This window comes from Pseudomonas sp. Teo4, from assembly GCF_034387475.1.
Classification (GTDB): Bacteria; Pseudomonadota; Gammaproteobacteria; order Pseudomonadales; family Pseudomonadaceae; genus Aquipseudomonas.
On the sequence record NZ_JAXCIL010000001.1, the window covers coordinates 1,854,910 to 1,875,449 of the forward strand.

Consider the following 20,540-nt stretch of genomic DNA (forward strand, 5'->3'; position numbering starts at 1 on the left):
GGTCAGCCGCGCAACTGTTTGAGCTTGCGGTACAGCGTCGCCCGGCTGATGCCCAGCGCCTCGGCGGCGGCCGAGACATTGCCCTGATGCCGCGACAAGGCGCCGCGAATCAGCTCCAGTTCGTTGTCCTTCAGGCTGCCGGAAGCTGGTGTGCCGCTAGCCAGTTCGTCGAGCAGGCAATCGGTGAGGTGGTCGAGGGTCAGCACCTGTTCGCCGTCCTCGCGCATGGCCAGCGCCGTGCGCACGACCATTTCCAGCTGGCGGATGTTGCCTGGCCAGTCGAAGCCCTCCAACAGCTCGGCCAAAGGCGGGTCGAGGGTGACGCCCTTGGCGCCTGCCTTTTGCAGCAGGCCCTCGATGATTCCGGCCAGGTCGTCACGCTCACGCAGGGCCGGCAGGCGCAGGGAAACGCCGTTGACCCGGTAGTAAAGGTCTTCGCGGAAATGCTGCTCCAGCACCAGCCGTTTGAGGTCGCGGTGAGTTGCGCAGATCAACGCAACATCGATTTCCTGCTCGTCACCCGCGCCCAGCGGCGCCACCCGGCGCTCTTGCAGCACCCGCAGCAACCTCGCCTGCAACGCCAGTGGCATGTCGCCGATCTCATCGAGGAACAACGTACCGCCATGGGCCTGCATCAGGCGCCCGACCATGCCGCCTCGGCGCGATCCGGTGAACGCACCCTCGCGGTAGCCGAACAGTTCGGACTCGATCAACCCTTCGGGAATGGCGGCGCAGTTGACCGCCACGAAGGGTTTGTCGGCCCTGGGGCTGGCCTGGTGCAGGGCACGGGCCACCACTTCTTTACCTGTGCCGGTCTCGCCCAGCAGCAACACCGGCAGGCCGTTGCCCAAGCCCTGGCGGGCCATGCGCAGGTTGCGGGCCAGGCGCGGGTCGCCGCCGGCCAATGCTTCCAGCGCCAGTGCCTTGCTGGGTTGCGCCGGCTTGTTCGCTGTCACGCTGCCATTGACCTGGCCATGGCGAGGCAACTGCAGGGCGCGGAAGAAGAACTCGCCCTTGGCGGTCTGCACGCTGCTGACCCCGCCCTGCCACAGGCGGGCGATGAACGCCGGTGAGCGCTCGCCCAGCAGGTCGCTGCTGCGGCGGCCGATCAAGCCTTGGCGGGAGACCTGCAACAGCTGGCAGGCGTTGTCGTTGGCAGCCAGCACTTCACCGTCCAGGCTCAGGGCCAACAGCCCATGCCAGGCGCTGTTGAGGTATTGCGGGCGACTGTGGAAGGCCAGCACCAGTTGCTCGGGGTGGCATAGGCCGAACATCCGGCTTTCGATGTTGCCGGCCGCCAGCATCAGGGTCGACAGGCTGTCCTGGGGCTGGGCCATGACCCCTTCGCGGGTGATGTCGAGCACGCCGATCACTTCACCGCGCGGGTCGCGCAGCGGCACCGAGGTGCAGGAGAACGGGCTGAGTCGGTCCAGGTAGTGCTCGCCGCAGTTGATCAGGGTCGGGCGCCCTTCGACCACGGCAGTGCCTATGGCGTTGGTGCCGCGCAGCGATTCGCTCCAGCAGCTGCCGGGGTGCAGGTCGCGCAGGCCTTCGCGTTCGAGCACGTGGGTCTGGCCTTCGATGGCCAGTACGTTGGCCTGGGCGTCGCCGAGAATGACGATACCGGCCTTGCCTTGGCGGGCGACCAGGTAATCCAGTTCGGGGGTAACGGCGTCCAGCAGCAGGCGGTTGCGTTCGAGCAAGGTGCGCAGGTCGTGGCCCTGCTCCAGGCCCAGGCCGACTTGTTCGCCCTGCAGGCAATTCAGGCCGTGGCCCAGGCTGCGCCGCCACGAGGCATCGATTTCGTCGCGCAGCATGCCCAGAGGCAGCTCGCCTTCGCTGGCCAGCTTCAAGCGGGCCTGGCGGGATTCGTGTAGCGGGTCTTGGGCGTTTGTTATGGGTAATTGTCGCGCCATCTTCTACTCCAGCTGTGCCCCTGCTTGGGGGTCGCATGCTTGGTATTTTTCCGCAGTGTGCGGGAGATTTTTCTGGGCGTCGAGGTGCTTGTCTTGAGTTTTGAGGGGATGCGGATATCGAGCGCCGCCCGCGCGGCGCATCGCGAGCAAGGCTCGCTCCTACGTTTGTTTCGGGCCAGTTATGCCTGTGGGATATGCGCGCGACCGCTTTGGCGCATCGCACGATATCGCGTCGAGCGAACAAGGCGGCGCGCGCGCCTGTCACAGACGTTATTGGCCGTAAACAAACGTAGGAGCGAGCCTTGCTCGCGATGCGCCGCGCGGGCGGCGCTCGATATCCGCCTCACCCCAACCCCAAGACATGCACCTACCGCCCCACCACCCCCAATCCTGGGGAACAGCGCCCACAGCAACCCTGGCCCTTCCATCAAACGCAAAAGCCAGAACCCAAGCCGCACAAGCCCTCCAGCCCATTTTTCAAAACTTGGCACGGCTGTTGCCGACTCCTGCTCAGACGCCCCAAGTCCATGGGCTCGTTCGCAGGAGGAATTGACTCATGCTCCGACCGATACCCCACCCGCTGGCTGTGGCGATCTTCGCCGGCATGCTCCAGCTCCCGGCCCACGCTGCGCTGTACGCAGTCGACACCGGTACCTATACCGAAAACAACGGCAAGTTCCCCGCCTGGTACGAGGACAGCCACGGTCGAACCCTCGACCTGTGCCTGACCAAGGCGGTGAGTTCGCGGGTCCCCGGTGCCCCCGGCGCACCTTCGTACATGTGCACGCTGTTGCCGACACCCGGTGTGTTCGACGACACCCTGCCCATTGCCTTCCCCACCAACTTCCCGGATGAAGCCTTCTGGTTCACCGCCGACGCAGCCATTGTCGACGCTGCTCGTGGCATCGATCTGAGCTTCGGCACAGCCATCGAAGCGGCGTTCAGTGCCGAAGAGCCGGTCGATGGTGACCAGGTCAGCTTCGCCCGTGTGCGTATCCGTGTCGACGTGCCAGCGGCGGGTACCTACGTGATCACCCACCCCTACGGCGTCGAAGTGTTCGATGTGCCTGCCGCCGGGCGCCGGGCGATCAACATGACCCGCGACATCGGAATCGGCAGCCCAGGCGACTTCACCGGTGCGCTCAAGGGTGATGTCGGCCCGTTCCTGCGCAGCGTCAACGGGCCGTACACCGAGGGCAGCGAGCGCTTCATCGGCGACCCCAACCTCGAAGAACGGGTCACCGGCAGCCCGTTCAACACCAACTTCGTACGCATTGAAGGCCCCAACGGCATCGACCTGCGCACCGAGCTGTTCGCGGTCTCGGGCAAGCTCTCCAACGTCACCCGGCCAACCCCGCTGATTCCGCAGCGCAGCACCTACTCGCGGCGCACCCAGAATAACGAAGTGCAGGCCCAGCAAGATGTGTTCGTGCTGGCCCCACCGCCACCGGCCACCGTCACCCTCACCAGCCAGACCCCAACCCTGCCGCTGACAGAAGCCAACGGCACCGGCGCCTGGTACGCCCAGTCGGCCCTCAACCCGGCCCCAGGCACCAACCTGCTGGTGCATGCCGACAACAGCGTGGCCATCCCCACCAGCAGCGCGACCGACGCCCTGATGCCACTGACCGACCTGGTGACCATCACCCGCGCCGAGTACAGCCTGGGAAGCGGCACCTGACCCTGGTGGCCAGCACCAGTGACGAGACCGCGCCACCCGCGCTTACGGCCCACACCGGTAACGGCGCGTTGATCGGTGACCTTTCGGGTAATGGCGCAGTGAAGTCGCTGACCACCAACCAGTCGCCCCTCCCACCGGCCAAGGTGCAAGTCACCAGCGCCAATGGCGGCAGCGACAGCGAAGACGTGGTGCTGGTGCCATGAACAGACAAAGGTTTCGCCTTCAAGGAGGCAGCATGAACACTTGGTCTCGCCGGGCGCTGTGCGCCGCTGGTTTCACCCTGACCGTCAGCAGTGCGGCCTGGGCCGCGCTGTCGGAGGTCGATCTTGGCCCGTACACCTTCGCCACCGGCGGTTACCCGATGTGGTACAAGGACTCCAACGGGTTGTCCCTGGAACTGTGCCAGTCGCGGGCAACCAGCACCCGGGTGCCCAGTGCACCGGGCGCGCCTTCCTATATGTGCACCCTGCTGCCGGAGCCGGGTGTCTACGATGACGCCCTGCCGTTGGTGTTCCCCGACAACTGGCCGCCAGAGATGTTCTGGTTCCTCGCCGAGGCCACCATCCCGGCGGTGGGCAACAACGGCTTCGAGCTCGATGCCTACGTCGCGGGGATCGAAGCGGCCTTCGCCGCCGAGAACCCGGTCGATGGCGACCAACAGAGCTTTGCCCGCATCCGTATCCGCGTCTCGGTACCCGTCGCCGGCACCTACAAGATCACCCACCCGTACGGTGTCGAAAACGTCAATGTCACCGCCCCAGGGCGGCGGGCGATCAATATCACCCGTGATATCGGGATTGGCGCGCCAGGCAACTTCACCGGTGCACTCAACGGGGCTGTCGGGCCATTCCTGCGCGGTGCCGCTGGGCCCTACGTCGAGGTCAACCCGGATACCGGTGCCAGCGAAACCTTCATCGGTGACCCGAACCGTACCGAAACCGTGCTCGGCAGCCCGTTCAACACCAACTTCATCCGCATCGAAGGCCCGAACGGCCTCAATATCCAGACCGACCAGTTCACCGTCTCCGGCAAGATACTGGACCAACGCGCGCAGACCCCGGTCACACTTGAACGGGCCACCTATTCGCGCAACGGCTCCGGCACCCGCGTCGCGGTATTCGCCAAGGCGCCGGCCACTGCCAACGTGTGCATGCGCAACGGCCTGGCACTGGTCGGCACGCCACCTTCGCCCTGCCAATTCAGCCTGACACCGGACAACAACGGGCTGTTCTTCACCCAGCAACTGAGCCAGACCGCGCCGCCTTCGGTGGTGGTGGTCACCGCCAGCAGCAGCACCGCCGCGACCCAGCCTACCGCCCTGTCGAGCAAGCTGTCCGACCTGGTCAAGGTGAGCCTGGCGCGCTATGACTGGGCCAACAAACGCCTGGTGATCGAGGCCAGCTCCAGCGACGAAGTGGTCATCCCGGACCTGGTCGCCCAGGGCTACGGGCGCATGTCCAAGTCTGGCACCCTGCAGACGTTGACCGTCAACAACCTCAACCAGCCACCCGCCACGGTCACCATCAAGTCGGCACATGGCGGCAGCGATGTCGAGCCGGTGGTGGTGGTCGGCAATGCCCCGGTCGAAGCTGCCAACCAGCCACCGCTGGCCCAGGCCGATACCGGCGCCACCAGTGTCGGTGTGCCGATTACCCTCAACCTGTTGCTTAACGACAGTGACCCGGATGGCAACGTGCCGCTGACCCTCAGCGACCTGACCCAACCTGGTACCGGCCTTGGCGGCGTGGTGCTCAACGGCACCACCTCGGTAACCTACACCCCACCGGTCGGTGCCACCCAACCGCTGGTGGCCACCTTCACCTACCGGGCCGTGGACGCCAAGGGCCTGAAGTCCGAGCCTGCCACCGTCACCATCAACGTTGCGCCCAACCAGGCCCCGACCGCCGTGGCCGAAACCGTTACCACCCTGGGTGTGCCAATCACCATCAACGTGCTGGCCAACGACACCGACCCTGAAGGCAACCTGCCGCTCACCGTCGCCAGCGTCGGCCAACCCGCTGTCGGCAGAGGCACGGTGAGCACCGATGGCACCACGGTCACCTATACACCGCCGGCCACCGTCACCACGGCCTTCACCACCACCTTCACCTACGTGGTGCGTGACTCGATCGGTGCCAACTCCACCCCAGGCACGGTCACGGTCAACGTGTCGCCACGCCCGGCAGCGGAGACCTTCACGGTCACCACGGCCACGGTCACGGCACGCTCCAACAACCGCTTCAACTGGGACTTCAGCGGCACATCGTCGGTGACCACCGGCAACGTCGTGACTGTGCGGGCAACCACCACCACCGGCGTACAGACCCTGGGCACCGCAACAGTGCCAGCCAATGGCCGCTGGCGCCTCTCGGTCAGCAATAGCACCACCGCAATCCCGACTGCCGCGCCGACGGCCACCATCACCACCAGCCCAGGCACTACACGCACCGTCAACGTGGTCGTGCAGTAAGGCAAGGAGAACGCCATGAAACGCCTGTACCCACTGCTGTTGTGCCTGGCCCTTGGCGGCCAGGCCTACGGGCCGAAGACCTGATGGACAACGCCGACCTTGCGGCCGGCAACGACCTGGGTGACTCCGTCATCGTCCGCCTGCTGCCGGTCGGCGCCGGCCAGGTGGCAGTCATCGAGCAGCAAGGGACAGGCAACCGTGCCGCCCTCGACCAGAACGGCCAGGCCCTGCTGGGCCGGATCGTCCAGGCCGGGGGCGCGCAGGAGGCTTACATCCTGCAGGAAGGCAGTGACCTGATGGCCAGCATCAGCCAACAGGATATGGCAACAGCGCGTCGATCCGCCAGAGCGGCAGCAGCAACAGCGCCACCATCGAGCAGATCGGCAACAACAACAGCGCCAGCATCGAGCAGTCCGGCTCGGGACTCAGCAGCGCCGTGACCCAGGCCGGCAATGGCCAGCATGTTCAGATCACTCAATATCGATAGACCTGGAGGCACCACCATGTACAAGCTCGCCCTTTAAGGTGCCGCTATCGTCCTGGCCCTGGCCGGCCAAGCCATGGCTGACGACAGCACCTCGGACCAGTCCCAAAGCGGTAACGACAACATTGCCGAAGTCACCCAGACCCTGGCGCCCTACGCCTCGGCCACCCAGACCCAGACCGGCAAGGGCCACAACCACATGGCCCTGCAGGACGGCAGCACCAGCGACATTCAACAGAGCGCCACCGGCTCGTACAACGCCGGCTACGGCGAGCAGTACGGTGAAAACGGCAGCCAGATCAAGCAGCAGGCCGGCGGCTCGTACAACGACGCCTTCGCCAGCCAATCCTACGGCGAGGCCAACCAGACGCTGCAGGTACAACAAGGCAGCGAAAACCGCTCGACCATCTGGCAGGACATGCAGATGGGCAGCCAGGCCCTTACCGGGCAATCCGGCCAACGCAACGAAGCCTTCATCGAGCAGATGTTCGGCGGCACCAACAACAAAAGCGTGATCACCCAGGACGGTGCCGACAACTACGCGGCCGCCGAGCACCTGAACTACCTCGACGGCAACGTCCAGATCTACCAGGAGGGCAAGCAGAACTGGGCCTACGGTGACCAACGCGACGGCACCGGTGGCTACATCGGCCTCAGCCAGCACGGCACCGGCAACTCGGTGGAAGTGTGGCAGGACAACCAGGTCGGCAGCCAGGCCAACGTCAGCCAGACCGGTCAGCTCAACGAAGGCATCATCGACCAGAGCTTCGGTGACAGCAACGTGGCGAACCTGTATCAGAACGGCAAGGGCAACGCCACTTGGTCGGATCAGTTCGAGACCACCAACACCACCGCGACCATTTCCCAGACCGGCAACAACAACCTGCACTTCACCTACCAGCAAGGTGACAGCCACAGCCTGACCGTGACCACCACCGGTAACGGCAACAAGATCCAGGCCAGCAACTGGAAAGGCGACAAGTTTGGCGGCCAGTTCGGTGAGCGACAACGTGCCGAGATCAACCAGAACGGCAACGGCAACACCGTCACCCTCACCCAGAACGACGCCGACAACCTGGCCCGCCTGAACCAGAAAGGCACCAACAACGCGATGACGACCGACCAGGCCGACACCAACAACGAGTTGTATTTCGAGCAGAACGGCACTGACAACGTGCTGATCGCGTCCCAGCGCGGCACCGACAACTATGCCTACGGCGAAACCAAGGGCAGCACCAGCACCATCAACCTTGACCAGACCGGCACCGGCAACCAGAGCTACACCTACCAGCTCTACGGTAGCGGCAACGAGGCAACCATCAAACAGACCGATACCTACAACGTGGCCTACGTGACCCAGGGCGGCCACAACAACCAGGCCTTCGTCGACCAGAGTGGCGCCAACCAGAACGCCACCATCAGCCAGCTGGGTAGCGGCAACACCGCCACCGTGAACCAGCACTGACGCTTCCCCCTTTGAACCGCGGTGCTTCCTCTCCCTGGTGCCGCGGTTCCTTTTTATCCAGGTATCGACTACATCCTCTTCGCGGGTAAACCCGCTTCCGCCTGAACACTCCATGCTGCAAGGGCGCCGTCGTACCTGTGGGAGCGGGTTTACCCGCGAATAGTCCAGCCAGGCCAGCAGCGTTAGAATGAGCAGTCCCCCTCGATGCCACCGCAATGATCCAGTCCGACCTCGACCTGTTCGACTCCCAGCCGCAACGCCTGGCCAGCCACACCCTGCTGCTGCCCGGCTTCGCCCTGGCCGATATGGAACCACTGCTCGACGCCCTGCGCCCGGTGCTGCGCGCCGCGCCGTTCCGGCACATGCAAACGCCGGGGGCCAGCACATGGCGGTGGCGTTGACCAATTGCGGTGCGCTGGGTTGGGTGAGCGACGCCAAGGGTTACCGCTACACCAGCACCGACCCAAAGAGCGGCGAACCCTGGCCCGCCCTGCCCCAGGTGCTGCTCGACCTCGCCCGGCGCGCTGCCGAAGTGGCTGGGTTCGAGGGGTTCGTCCCGGATGCATGCCTGGTCAACCACTACCTGCCCGGAACTCGGCTGAGCCTGCACCAGGACAAGAATGAACGGGACTTCAGCCAGCCGATCGTGTCGATTTCATTGGGGTTGCCGGCGGTGTTCCTGCTGGGTGGTTTACAGCGGTCAGACCGGACCCAGCGAGTACCGCTCAGCCATGGGGATGTGATGGTATGGGGTGGTGAAGACCGGTTGCGGTTTCATGGGGTGATGCCGATCAAGCCTGGGGTGCATCCGCGGATGGGTGAGCGGCGGATCAACCTGACATTGCGCAAGGCGGGTTGATTGCGCTGGCAGTACCGGCCCTATCGCCGCGGTTCGTCGCCACGACAAGCCGGCTCCCACAGAGTAAGTAACGCTGCGGCCTTTGTGGGAGCCGGCTTGTCGTGGCGACGAACCGCGGCGATGAGGCCGGTACAGTCAACATCAAGCTGCTCAGACAGTCCGCATCCGCGGCGTCGCGCCCTGCCCCGCCAACTGCTGCAATTCCACCCCATCGAGCAATGCCTCGACCACGGCCTTCGCTGCATCAAGCCCATGATCATTGCCCAGCAACAGGTCCCGACAGGTGCCCGTCGCCAGTTCCATCGCCTTCAGGTTGGTAGCAAACGCGCCCTTGAGCAGGGTAGACAGGTGAACCAACGCATCTTCGAAATCCACGCCTGAACGTACCGCGAACAACGGCGGATGGCTGCATTCACAATTGCCGAAATCAGAAGACGCCGTGGTGGCGCGAGTGGGTGGGTCCGGTAGACCTTTTGTCATTGTGTCGCTCCTTGATTCAATGGAGCCGCCACACAACGTGACCAAACGAATGGGTGGCGACTGTACGCGGGTTGGTCAACCGGGAATCAAGGAAACCGGCGCGCACGGAGGCGCCCCACGCACAGCCGCCATAAAACGAAACAGCCGGGCACAAAAAAGCGCCAACTGTATCGCAGGACGGGCGCTTGTGCGCCTTGATTGATCGCAGGTGACCAAACCCGGCTGCTGGATTTACAGCAGCGGGCAGAGAGTACCGGTGTCGGGGAAGCGTTTCAAGGCTGGGGCATTTGCAGAAACATATTCGTTGTAAGGTTCGCGGTGTTTTGGGAGGTGTATGGGTTGGGCCTTTCGGCGCCTGTTAGACCGAGCGCCGCCCACGCGCGCATCGCGAGCAAGGCTCGCTCCTACGTTTGTTTCGGGCCAATTATGCCTGGGGGATTCGAACGCGACCGCCTTGGCACATGACTCGATATCGAGTCTTACAAACAGGGCGGTCGCGCGCGCATGTCACTGGAGTTACTGGCCCGAAACTGACGTAGGAGCGAGCCTTGCTCGCGATGCGCCGCGTGGGCGGCGCTCGATCTGATAGACGCTAAAAACCTTACGGCGGACTCTAACGGCCCTCACTCATTCCCCAACCAAACCCCGCCGCCCCCTTGCTACTGCTGCTGATACTGGCTCAAATACTTATCCACCCCAGCCTTGCCATCCCCCGCATCCCCGCCACCTGCCACAACCGCCGCTCGATCCCCTGGGCCAGCAAATGCCCCACCGCCGCCTCGATCGCCGACAGCACACACAGCTGCGCCGGCTCGTTGGTGGTGTAGCCCACCTCGGCCTCAAGCAACTTCTTGAACTCGATGAACTTGAACACCCCGGCATTGCGCCCCACCGAGTAGATGGTCTTGCTGGTCATCACGTTGGCCAGCACCTGCCCTGTGCGCACATCCACGGCCCGCAGGTTCACCGTCACCTGGTCGACCCGGTACTCGCGGGAGATATCGATACCCAGGTAACGCGCGCCCTCGCCGCCGCTACGCACGTTGGTGTCGTAGGCGATGATGCCGCCTTCGAGCATCAGGTTGGCGGCCTGCAGCGGCGGCAGCTCACCTAAGATGTTCTCGGGTACGTCGGCCTTTTTCTGCGAAGCACGGATGATCTTGCGCTCGGTCAGCAGGTTCTGCAGGCCTTCGCGCTCCAGCACCACGAACCAGCCACTGGCGTTCAGCGCATCCATCAGCATGCTCGCGGCGCCCTGGGTCACGCTGGTGGAGAACGAGCTGGCCGGGGTCGGCTTGTACTGGCCGGTCTGGTCGCGGAAACCATACACCACGGCCATCAGCCGGCCTTTGGGGCGAGGCATGTTGATCAGGTCATAGTAGGTCGAGGCCCGTGGCGTCAGGGTCGGGGTCTCGGTGTCCTGTTCGGCAGGCATCGGCTCACGCAGGCTGCAACCTTGCAGTGCGGCGAGAATCAGCAGTGTGCTCAGAAATCGTTTCATGATGCGCTCTCCCCAAATTCGAAAACCTGTCCCTCTCAGGGGTTCAGGCCGCTGACCTCGATGATCGATGTTTCTCCTGTGGCGCGGTCGGTGACCTTGATGCTCAGGGCACCGGAGTCGTCGATCACGTCAATCAGGAAGGAGTCGGTAGCCATGCTGCCGGTCTGGCCGTTGCTGATGTTGTCCAGCAACTGCGACAACATCCGGGACTCCAGCTGGCTGCTGAAGCGCTCCAGGGCCGAGGTGCCGCTGAAGGCGGAGGTGCGGTCCTTGAGGTCCGGGTCGTCGTAGTCGTTCTGCGCCTGGGCGTTGTTCAACAGCCAGGTGCCGTTGAGCGGGTTGCCGCCGAACGCCGGGTTGACCGGGGTGTACACCAGCTCCGTGGCCTGGCTGGCGAAGGCGCAGGCCGCCAGGCACATGGCGAAGCAACGGGGAACGTAGGTGTTCATAGCTCATCCCTCTCCAGATCAGTGGTGTCCTGCAGCAGGCGTTGCAGCTTGCGCTGAATGATCTGCTGCTTGACCAGGTCGGCGGCCGCGACGGCCTCTTCTTTGAGTTGTGTGGTATTGGGCGGCAAAAAGCGCCGGTACAGCACTTCACGCTCGTACTCCACCGTCACCAGGCTGCCCCAGCGGGCATCGGGGCGTTCACGCACCACCAGGTTGAAGTCCAGGCGGCTGGTGGCGCGCAGGCGGTCGGTGAAGTCGTTGTAAAAGTCGTGGCCAATGTGCGAGATGGTGTTGTCGACGATGAACCCCATCATCTCGTCCTCGCTGCCGGCATGGGCCAGCGGGCCGGCCAGCAGCAGGCTCAGGCATACGGCGGCCAGGCGGTTCATGGTGCCTCTCCCGCGCCGACATGGGTGCGGCTGCCATCGGCGCTTTCGGCGAAGGACTGCTCGGCGACGAACTGCCAGTCGCTGTAATGCTCCAGCCCTTCGAAGGCTGACCATTGGCTGTCGAAGTTGCCGCGCTTGAACGGGGTGGCGTCCGAGCGGCTGTAAACCCCGGTGATGCGCCCGTCGATCGCACGCAGCAGACCCCAGTCGTCGCTACCGGTCACAGGGTCTGGGTAAAGTTTGCGGATGTGCCGCTTGGCCTCGGGGAAGCGGTTGTCCTTGAGCAGGTCGGCCAGCTCCTGTGGGTACTGGGCCAGGCCTGGCGAGGCGCGGTAGTAGCTGCGCAGGGCCTGGGCGTACTGGCCGCCGACCCACAGCAACTGCCGCTCGCGATCGCGCTGGGCGGCGCTGGACCACACCGTGCCAGTGGCGGCCAAGGCCACGCTGCTGACGGCAATCAGCAACAGCACGCCCAGGTAGGTGAAGCCTGCACAGGCCTTACCATTCTGCATAGAGGCTGCCATCACGCGCCCTCCCTGTGGCACCGCTCTTGATGTCGGCCACGCCGCCGGCCACGCCTTCCGGCGGGGGCACCAGCTGCCAGGCGTCGCTGCGTTCGGTAATGGGGTCGACCGGGGTGTTGCGCAGGTACCGTTGGTCCACCAGTTGCTCCAGCGAATCCGGGTAATGGCCGGTGTCGCCGTAGTAGTGGTCCAGTGCCTCGCGCAGCACCGCCAGGCTCTGGCGCAGGGTCGCTTCGCGGGAACTCTCCAGGCTGTTGAAGTAGCGTGGCATGGCGATGGTCATCAGGGTGGCGATGATCGCCATCACCACCAGCAGTTCGATCAGGGTGAAGCCGCGGCTGCGTTTCATGGCGTTCACCATTGCCCGTAGGGGATGTTGTTGAGGCCTTTGCCACGGGCCTTGGAATACACGTCGAACACGTCCTCGCCTGGGCGCGGGTTGTCCGGGTCGCTGTCGTAGGCGCGCAAGCCCCAGCCGCCCTCGTCTTGATCCTTGGCCGCGAGCATCGGGTCGTGGGGGATGCGCCGCAGGAAGTAGAACTTGGCGCCCTTGGCACTGCGCACATCGCGCACGCCGTCCACCAGCACCTGCAGGTTCGGCGGGTAGCCGCTGGCGTTCAGGCGCTTCTCGATGAAGCCGGCATCGAAGGCACGCTTGTAGGCGTCGATGCCGTCGCGAATCTGGTACAGCGCTTCGCGCAGTTGCTGCTCCTTGCCGCGGCGTACCACGGTTTCGGTCAGCGGCGCCGCTATGCTGGCGAGCAGCCCGAGCAGTGCCAGGGTCAGCACCACTTCGATCAGGCTGAAGCCTTGCTGACGGCGTTTCATGGCTGTGGGCTCGCTTTGGTCGGCATGCCTGCCATCTGGCTGTCGACCACCGGTGCTTCGTCGTCTTCGGCCGGAGTGTCGGTGGGCAGTTCGCTCGGCAATGGCTGGCGCATCTGGCGAACCTGCATGGCCGACTCGGTGCCGGTGCCGAACTCCATGTCCGATGGGCTCTGGTATGGCAGGTTGCGCACGATGCGCGGGGTGATCGCCAGCACCAGCTCGGACTTGCTCATGTCATCCTTGTTGCTGCCGAACAGCCGGCCCAGCCCAGGGATGTCGCCAAGGCCCGGAATCTTATTGCCGCTGGCGTTGTGGTCGTTGCGCACCAGGCCAGCCAGCACTTGGGTTTCACCGTCGTGCAGGCGCAGGCTGGTCTGGGCGTTGCGGGTGTCTACCTGGACCGGAATGGTGCCCTGGCGGGTGGCCTCCAGGGGCGTTGCGTTGCTGACCTCAAGCGCCACCTTGATCGCCACTTCGTTGTTCAGGTGCACGGTGGGCTGTACTTCAAGCTTCAGACCCACATCCAGGTAGGTGACGCTTTCGGTGATCACCGGGCCCTGGGTGGACGGCACCGAGGTGGCGCTGATGATCGGCACGCGCTGGCCGATGTGGATGCGCGCCTGCTCGCGGTTGCTGACGCGAATCACCGGGCTGGCCAGGGTGTTGATGTCCTTGTCCTGGGCATTGATCTTGGCCTGGGGCGCCGGCGAGATGCTGATGCGGCTGGAGTCGATACCGCGCAGCTGGTCGAGCACGCTGACCGACTTGCCTTCATCGTTGAGCACGCCGAAGGTGTTGGGCCATTGCAGGCCAAGGTCGAGGATGCGCGAACGAGCCACTTCCATCACCTCCACCTCCAGCACCACCTCGGGGTTGGACTGATCCTGGGACTGCAGCAGCTTCTCGGCCATGCGGATGGAGTCCGGGGTGTCGCGCATGGTCAGGGTGTTCAGGCGCTCGTCGACGAACACGTCGCGGGTCTTGAGCATGGTCTTGACCATGTTCATCGCGGTGTTGGCGTCGATGCTGGTGAGGTAGAAGGTGCGCATGACCAGTTCCTGGTAGTCCTTGGTCTTCTGCGGCGAGTCGGGGTAGATCAGCAGGGTGTTGTCGTTGACGATCTTCTGGCGCAGCTGGTTCTGCTCCAGCAGCAGGGCCACGGCGTCTTCGATGCGCACTTCGCGGACGAAGATGGTGGCTTTCATGTCCGGGCGCAGGTCTTTGTCGAAGATGAAGTTGATGCCGGCGACCTGGGACAGCACCTCGAAGATGGTCTTGAGGTTGGCATCGCGAAACTCCAGGGTAACCGGGCGTTCGAGCTTGCTGCGCAGTTGCGGGAACGGCTGGGCGGTGCGGGCCTGGACGTTCTCGATGTCACTGCGCAGCATGATGCCCTTCTGGTTCTGCGGGTCCAGGCGCAGCACTTCGCGCATGTAGCGTTCGGCGCCGAACAGGTCGCCCTGGCGCAGCGCGGCCTGGCCCAGGGCCACGCGGTCGTCGAGGGTGCGCATCAGTTCCAGCTGGCGGATGCCTTCCTGGGCACGGCGGTTGTTCGGCTCAATGGTCAGCACCCGGCCATAGCCAAGCCGGGCGCCGGCGAAGTCGTGGCGGATACGGTCAGTGTCGGCCTGGCCCAGCAGCGCCTCGACCGCAGCCTGGCGGCCATGGGCCAGGGCGATGTTCAGTTCGGTGTCGCGCGGGTCGTCACGCAGCGCCTCTTCCAGGCGGGCGATACCGGCCTCGTACTGGCCCTCCTTCATCAGCTCGGCGCTGTCCTTGCGCACGGCACTGGAGCCACATCCGGCGATGGCCACGCATAGGGCCAACAGCAAGAACGGAGCAGGCTTGCACGACTTCGATGGCTTCATGGTGCGCTCCCGACAGACAAGGTCTGCGACTGATGCAAGGGCAGATAGATCAGGTCCAGTTCGTGTGCCGAAACCCGATCGAGGCGGTAGGTGTTATCGATCACGTCGCCCTGGCGCACGACGTAGAGTTTTTCGCCGCGCTGCAGGAAGATCTGCAGGTCGTCGCGGTCGCCAAGGCGTCCGATGAACTGGAAGGGCAATTCGGGTGCGGTCGGCGCTGCGGCCGCGACGGGGGCGGCCTGCACGGGCTGTTCGGTGACCGTGGCCAGGGCTTGGGCTGGGGTCCATTGCTGGCTGGGGAACAGATCCTTCGAGGGCTGTTCCGGCCCTTTCGCGGGTGAACCCGCTCCCACAGGAGCGGCGGTGTCCACAAGCCCTGTGGGAGCGGGTTTACCCGCGAAGGAAGCAACGCCGTCTTCCTGCCCGAACCAGTGCCCAGGTGCCCACGCCAGGGCCGCCGAGACCCCGAAGAACCCCACCCACATCACTGCGCGCTGAGTATTCATCACGACCTCGACAGGTAAAGGGTCATGCGCAGGCGGCCATTGAGCTCGCGGTCGCCGATGCGTTTGCGTTGCAGCTCAAGGTCTTCCAGCACCAGGGTCGGCAGTTGCCCGAGCAGGCCTTTGAGGAAGCCGCGAATCTGCGGGTAGCTGCCGCGTACCGGCAGTACGATCTGGTAGCGCGCCAGCTGGGTCTTGGGGTCGACCCCTAATGCATATTCACCCCGGGCCAGGCTGATGTGTTCGGCACTGGCCAGGTGGTACAGGCGCTCGATCAGCTCGCTGGCCTGGGGCTGCCCCGGCAGTTGCTGGCGCAGGCTGTCCAGGGCCTGTTGTTCAGGTTTCACGGCGATTTTCAGCTCGCCGCGCTTGACCCGCGCCACCTGGGCACTGGCATCGGCCTCGTCGGCGCGCAGCTCACGCACGGCTTGCCACTGCGGCAACACCGCGCCAACCGCTATCGCCAGCGCCAGCGCGCCGACGGCCATGGCAGCGAGGCCTACATGGCCGAAACGCTGCAGCTGTTCGTGAACGATCAGGCTAGGGACGCGCATGGCCGGTCTCCCAGGTGGCGGTCAGGGTGAAACGCACCGGGTGCTCGGGCTGGCCGGACACCACTTCGTGGTTGAGCAGCGACACGTCGCTGAGCTCGGCACTGGCTTCCAGGCGCTGGTGGTACTGCAGCATCGCTTCGAGGTTGCGCGCCTCGGCAGCGATCCGTACCTGGCCTTTGCGGGCGTCAGGGGTCAGGGTCAGCAGCGCCACGTCTTCCTGCGGCAGGGCTTCGAGCATGCTGAACAGCTGCTGCCAAGGCCGTTGCAGTTGTTGCGAGACGCTGCGCATCTGCGCCAGGCGTTCGGCCTGTTCGCGGCTGGCGGCACTGTTCTGCGGGGTGGCGGTGGCCGGGCGGCGGCCCAGTTGCAGCTCAAGGCTGTGCACCTGGGCCTCGAGGGCCACCTGCTCGGCCTGAAGCTGTTGCTGGAGCAGCAGCAGTGCTGTCACCACCGCGCCACCCAGGGCCAGCAGCGACCAGGCCAAGGGGCCGCTGCGCCGGGGCTGAAATTCCAGGTCGAGGCGGCGCATGTCAGGCCACCGCCCGCCACATGGCGCACAGCGGGTCGGCTTCGCTGGCCGGTTGGCACAGCTTGACCGCCTCCAACTGCGGCACATCGCCCCGCCCCGGGGCATGCAGGTAGACCCGAGGCAGGCGTTCGCCGTACAGCTCGCAGGTGCGCTCGATCAGTGCCTGCAAGGCCTGGTCGCTGTCGGCGCAACCTTGGGCCAGCACTTGCTGCCAGGCGCCGCCTGCGGCCAGCAGCAGCACACTGCGACGCGGCTCGGCCAGCACGAACAGGAAGTCGCCCTGCCCCAGTTGCGCCGAGCAGCGGTTGTAGGCCGCCATCAGGTAAGGCTGTACCGAGCGCAGGTTCAGGCGGCTTTCCCGGCCCAGGGTCTGCAGCCCCTGCAGCAAGGCTTCGGGCAGCGCCGTGGCGATGCGCGCGGTGCCGGCCGGTTCTGGCGACAGGACAATGCGCCAGTCGTCCAGCGACTGCCCGTAGAGGTTCTCGAAGCAGGCCCGGGCGTAGGCATCGAGTTCGCGCGGGGTGTGAATGGCATCGCTCCACGGCACCAGGCAGAAGCGGCTGTAGCGGGCCGACAGCAGCACCCGCAGCTGCGCACCGCGCACCGCGTGCTCGGCCACCAGCCCGGCCAGTGCCTCCAGGGCCGCGGCCCAGGTCGGTTGGGCGGCATCGCAGGTGAACTCGCGGCTGCCCAGCCATTGATGTTGATTGGCGTGCCAGCGACCCAGGCCGACACCTTCGGCGCCGAGCACGGCGCAGAAACGATCAGATGAATGTGACACGGTTGATCTCCTCAAGGGTGGTGCGGCCCTCGCGGACCAGGTCCAGGGCCGAGGCCCGCAGCAGACGCAGGCCGCGCTGGCAAGCCAGGGACTTGATCTGCGACACGGGGCGGCGTTCGACGATCATCTGCCGCAGGTCGTCGTCCAGGTGCAGCAGTTCGGCAATCGCACTGCGCCCGCGGTAGCCGCTGCCCCGGCACTGGCCGCAGCCCTGGGCGCGGACGAAGGTCCAGCCGGCGACCGCTTCGCGGGTCAGTCCCGAGGCGGCCAGGGTCTCGTCGTCTGGCTGGTGCGCCGTGGCGCAGTGCGGGCAAGCCAGGCGGATCAGGCGTTGCGCCAGCACGGCGTTGAGGGCCGAGACGAAGCTGTAGGGGTCGACCTGCATCTGGCTGAAGCGGCCGATCACGTCAAACACGTTGTTGGCGTGGATGGTGGTGAACACCAGGTGCCCGGTGAGCGCCGACTGCACGGCGATCTGTGCGGTGTCCGGGTCGCGGATCTCGCCGACCAGGATCTTGTCCGGGTCATGACGCAGGATCGAGCGCAGGCCCCGGGCGAAGGTCAGGCCCTTCTTCTCGTTGACCGGAATCTGCAACACGCCCGGCAGCTGGTACTCGACCGGGTCCTCGATGGTGATGATCTTGTCCACGCCGTGGTTGATCTCGCTGATCATGGCGTACAGCGTGGTGGTCTTGCCGCTGCCGGTGGGGCCGGTGACCAGGATCATGCCGTAGGGTTCGGCGGCCAGTCGGCGCAAGGCGCGCAGGGTTTCGTCGGCAAAGCCCAAGGCCTGCAGCTGCACGCCGCTGACGCGGTCGGACAGGTCTTGCTTGTCGAGCACCCGCAGCACCGCGTCTTCGCCGAAGATGCTCGGCATGATCGAAACCCGGAAGTCGATCTGCCGGTCGCCCACCGCCACCTTGAAGCGGCCGTCCTGGGGGACGCGCTTCTCGCCGATGTCCAGCTCGGCCATGACCTTGATCCGTGAGATGACCTGGTCGGCGAACGCACTGCCGCTGGCTTTGCCGGCACCGTTGAGCACGCCGTCGATGCGGTACTTGATGGTCAGGCCCTGGCCAGTCATGCCCAGGTGGATGTCGCTGGCGTGTTGCTTGAGGGCGTCGTAGAGGGTCGAGTTGACCAGCTTGACCACCCGGCTCTGGTCTTCGCTGATGCTGGCCAGCGACAGGCGTTGCAGGGGGTCGCCTTCGTTGCTGGCCTCGGCTTCGTGGTCCAGGGCATCGACGGCGTGGAAGCTTTCTTCGTGGCGGGCCAGGAAGGTGGCCAGGTCGGCGGCGTGTGCCAGGTACAGCGGCGCGCCTTGCAGGATGTCGTCGATCCAGGCCAGGCGGGACGGGTCGAACGGATCGGCGAATACACCGAACCGTTCGCCGCCCTGCTCGATCAGCACGAACTCGCGTTTCAGGCACTGGGCCAGGCTGACCGTGTCAAAGCAGGGGGTGCTGGCCAGCAGCGCCTGGCTGCCAAGCACGGGGTAATGCAGGGTGGTGCCCAGGCGGCGGGTGAAGGTGTCCGGGGTGTCGTTGGCCAGGCGTTCAAGGCAATTGAGCAGGCGCTCGTCGCCGGCTTGCTGGCGGGCCTGGGCTAGCAGTTCGCGGGGGTATGCCGCGTGTGCCGGCCTCTTCGCGGATGAACCCGCTCCCACAGGTTCGGCGCAGGCTTCAAGGGCAACGGCATCTTGTGGGAGCGGGTTTACCCGCGAAAGGGCCGGTGCAGGCTCGGGTGCTTCCTTGGCTGTATCGAATACATCGGACATGGCCTGCGACTCCGCTCAGGGGGCGCGTCGCAGGCTGGTTCAACCAGGGCTGCGGGCGCCGCTATTCCCCGGTGAGCAGTTGTTCGTCGTCAGGTCCTGGGGGCTTGGCGCCATTACGGCGGCGGTCTGCCAACACCCAGCTGCCATCGTACAACTGCAAGGGGAACGATTCGTTCCTGTTCTGGCGTCGTTCGACGAACCCCTCCGCCGGGTGGTCCGTGGCCCTGCGCTGGCGCTGGATGCCCATCAGGTCGAAGACTGCGCGGGCCAGTTCCGCCAAGGGGAACGGCTTGAACAGGACATGGGTCACACCTAGTTCGGCGGCCCGCTCACGGACTTCGGCAGTCGGGTGGGCGGTGATCAGCACGAAGTGGCACTGCCTGTTCTTGTTGCGCGCAGCCTCCAGAACCTGAAAACCCTCCATATCGGGCAAGCGGTAATCCAGCACAATCACATCCGGTGCCAGGCGTTCAGCCAGGCCGATACCACTGGCACCGTCGTGGGCAACATGGACCTCCAGGCCTTGCGCCTGCATGTACGACTGCAGGTTCTGCGCAAGGGTCTGTTCGTCATCGACTACCAATACTCTGTTCACCAAGGTCGACTCCCAAGAACTGCCCGGTTACCCGGTCTGCGAAGTGCGGCCTTGATAAGGCTTGAGCAGGCTTCGTGCCAGGCGTGAATAGTCATGTTGCACCACTGTAAGTCATTGATTTGGCTAGGTAGCTCCGTTGCCCCCAGGCCAAGGGTATGCTCGGTTCCCCACTTCCGGGGAACCTGATGGCACTTTGCCAAGCCGCGTTTCCCCAGCATTGGGGAAACGCCACTACCGGGTTCAATTGGCGATTTCCACTGTAGCGGAAGCGCGCAAACGTTGGCGCACGGATTGCCGCGCCTGGGCCTCCAGCTGCCCGATGAGCGCGGCCCTGGCCAACACCAGGCCCTGTTCCGGTATGACCGAAGTGTTATCACTTTGGTTCTGCGCTCCTTGCAGTCTTTGACGATTGGCCTGGTAGAACGCCTCTACCTCGGCCTGATTGGGTTCATCGACCGCGCTTAGTTGGGTGTACACCTGCTGCGCAGCCAACTCGTGGCGTATGTAATCAGCGTAATCTGCCCTATCGAACCCCGCCTGCGCCAGCTTTCGCTCAAATACTGCCGGGCCGCCGAACGCTGCCTCCAGCTGGCCGACCTGCGCCGACACCTGCTCATCGCCGATAGCGATGCCGCGACGCTGGGCTTCCTGCCAGAGCAGCTCCTTGTCGATCAGTTCATCCAGCGCCTGGTCGCGCAGGCGCTTGTAGAGGCCGGGGTTGCGGATACTGGTCACTGCCCTGCCCTGGGCATCGAGGTATTCGCTGAAATAGCGTTCCAGGCGTATCACGCCAATCTCCACGCCATTGACTCGTGCGGCCGGTTGATCGGCCCAACCAGTGCTGGAAAGCAACAACAGGCAAAGCATCAGGATTCGCATGGCAACCT

General features: G+C 64.9%; 17 protein-coding genes and 4 pseudogenes. 5 read left to right on the top strand and 16 right to left on the bottom strand.

Annotated elements, in window-relative coordinates; genetic code table 11:
* Positions 1-2: 2 nt before the first annotated feature.
* Complete coding sequence (locus PspTeo4_RS08505) at positions 3-1,916, bottom strand: sigma-54-dependent Fis family transcriptional regulator (protein WP_322363223.1); 1,914 nt, start codon at positions 1,914-1,916, stop codon at positions 3-5.
* 556 nt (positions 1,917-2,472) lie between these two features.
* Here PspTeo4_RS08505 and PspTeo4_RS08510 point away from each other — a divergent pair.
* From PspTeo4_RS08510 to alkB, 5 genes and pseudogenes are all read left to right on the top strand, one after another.
* Positions 2,473-3,800, top strand: a pseudogene (locus tag PspTeo4_RS08510) (hypothetical protein).
* A gap of 32 nt (positions 3,801-3,832) precedes the next feature.
* The gene (locus PspTeo4_RS08515; RefSeq protein ID WP_322363224.1) at positions 3,833-6,067 is read left to right on the top strand and encodes an Ig-like domain-containing protein; all 2,235 of its coding nucleotides are present in this window, start codon (positions 3,833-3,835) and stop codon (positions 6,065-6,067) included.
* A 15-nt stretch (positions 6,068-6,082) separates the two neighbouring features.
* Positions 6,083-6,554: pseudogene (locus PspTeo4_RS08520) on the top strand (curlin).
* A gap of 73 nt (positions 6,555-6,627) precedes the next feature.
* Positions 6,628-8,016 (top strand): curlin, encoded by a 1,389-nt coding sequence (locus PspTeo4_RS08525; protein WP_322363225.1) that lies wholly within the window; start codon positions 6,628-6,630, stop codon positions 8,014-8,016.
* 215 nt (positions 8,017-8,231) lie between these two features.
* Positions 8,232-8,875 (top strand): annotated as a pseudogene (gene alkB, locus PspTeo4_RS08530) (DNA oxidative demethylase AlkB).
* Positions 8,876-9,025: 150 nt separating this feature from the next.
* Here the strand turns inward: alkB and PspTeo4_RS08535 are convergent.
* From PspTeo4_RS08535 to PspTeo4_RS08605, 15 genes and pseudogenes are all read right to left on the bottom strand, one after another.
* Positions 9,026-9,271, bottom strand: a complete 246-nt coding sequence (locus tag PspTeo4_RS08535) for a hypothetical protein (RefSeq protein WP_322364821.1) — start codon at positions 9,269-9,271, stop codon at positions 9,026-9,028.
* Positions 9,272-10,014: 743 nt separating this feature from the next.
* Positions 10,015-10,856, bottom strand: a pseudogene (locus tag PspTeo4_RS08540) (CsgG/HfaB family protein).
* Between the two features lie 35 nt (positions 10,857-10,891).
* Positions 10,892-11,305, bottom strand: coding sequence for a curli assembly protein CsgF (locus PspTeo4_RS08545; RefSeq protein WP_322363226.1), 414 nt, complete (start codon positions 11,303-11,305; stop codon positions 10,892-10,894).
* Positions 11,302-11,694, bottom strand: coding sequence for a curli production assembly/transport protein CsgE (gene csgE / locus PspTeo4_RS08550; RefSeq protein ID WP_322363227.1), 393 nt, complete (start codon positions 11,692-11,694; stop codon positions 11,302-11,304). Before csgE ends, PspTeo4_RS08545 begins: the two co-directional genes overlap by 4 nt.
* Positions 11,691-12,218 carry a type II secretion system protein gene (locus PspTeo4_RS08555; RefSeq protein ID WP_322363228.1) on the bottom strand — a complete coding sequence of 176 codons (528 nt, stop codon included), beginning with the start codon at positions 12,216-12,218 and terminating at the stop codon, positions 11,691-11,693. The genes csgE and PspTeo4_RS08555 overlap by 4 nt, the downstream gene beginning before the upstream one ends.
* Positions 12,193-12,567, bottom strand: a complete 375-nt coding sequence (locus PspTeo4_RS08560) for a type II secretion system protein (RefSeq protein ID WP_322363229.1) — start codon at positions 12,565-12,567, stop codon at positions 12,193-12,195. Before PspTeo4_RS08560 ends, PspTeo4_RS08555 begins: the two co-directional genes overlap by 26 nt.
* 5 nt (positions 12,568-12,572) lie before the next feature.
* The gene (locus tag PspTeo4_RS08565; RefSeq protein WP_322363230.1) at positions 12,573-13,046 is read right to left on the bottom strand and encodes a type II secretion system protein; all 474 of its coding nucleotides are present in this window, start codon (positions 13,044-13,046) and stop codon (positions 12,573-12,575) included.
* Positions 13,043-14,914 (bottom strand): secretin N-terminal domain-containing protein, encoded by a 1,872-nt coding sequence (locus tag PspTeo4_RS08570; protein ID WP_322363232.1) that lies wholly within the window; start codon positions 14,912-14,914, stop codon positions 13,043-13,045. The genes PspTeo4_RS08565 and PspTeo4_RS08570 overlap by 4 nt, the downstream gene beginning before the upstream one ends.
* Positions 14,911-15,420 (bottom strand): hypothetical protein, encoded by a 510-nt coding sequence (locus tag PspTeo4_RS08575; RefSeq protein WP_322363233.1) that lies wholly within the window; start codon positions 15,418-15,420, stop codon positions 14,911-14,913. The genes PspTeo4_RS08570 and PspTeo4_RS08575 overlap by 4 nt, the downstream gene beginning before the upstream one ends.
* Positions 15,420-15,971 (bottom strand): type 4a pilus biogenesis protein PilO, encoded by a 552-nt coding sequence (gene pilO, locus PspTeo4_RS08580; RefSeq protein WP_322363234.1) that lies wholly within the window; start codon positions 15,969-15,971, stop codon positions 15,420-15,422. The genes PspTeo4_RS08575 and pilO overlap by 1 nt, the downstream gene beginning before the upstream one ends.
* On the bottom strand, positions 15,958-16,500 hold the full coding sequence (locus PspTeo4_RS08585; RefSeq protein WP_322363235.1) for a PilN domain-containing protein: 543 nt from the start codon (positions 16,498-16,500) through the stop codon (positions 15,958-15,960). The genes pilO and PspTeo4_RS08585 overlap by 14 nt, the downstream gene beginning before the upstream one ends.
* 1 nt (position 16,501) lies before the next feature.
* Entirely contained in the window at positions 16,502-17,281 is a 780-nt protein-coding gene (locus PspTeo4_RS08590) for a hypothetical protein (RefSeq protein ID WP_322363237.1), read from the bottom strand.
* Positions 17,265-19,058 carry a GspE/PulE family protein gene (locus PspTeo4_RS08595; protein ID WP_322363238.1) on the bottom strand — a complete coding sequence of 598 codons (1,794 nt, stop codon included), beginning with the start codon at positions 19,056-19,058 and terminating at the stop codon, positions 17,265-17,267. Before PspTeo4_RS08595 ends, PspTeo4_RS08590 begins: the two co-directional genes overlap by 17 nt.
* 61 nt (positions 19,059-19,119) lie before the next feature.
* Positions 19,120-19,656: a response regulator gene (locus PspTeo4_RS08600; protein ID WP_322363239.1), complete on the bottom strand. Its 537-nt coding sequence runs from the start codon at positions 19,654-19,656 to the stop codon at positions 19,120-19,122.
* Positions 19,657-19,893: 237 nt separating this feature from the next.
* Positions 19,894-20,532 carry a SurA N-terminal domain-containing protein gene (locus PspTeo4_RS08605; protein WP_322363240.1) on the bottom strand — a complete coding sequence of 213 codons (639 nt, stop codon included), beginning with the start codon at positions 20,530-20,532 and terminating at the stop codon, positions 19,894-19,896.
* Between the last annotated feature and the right edge of the window lie 8 nt (positions 20,533-20,540).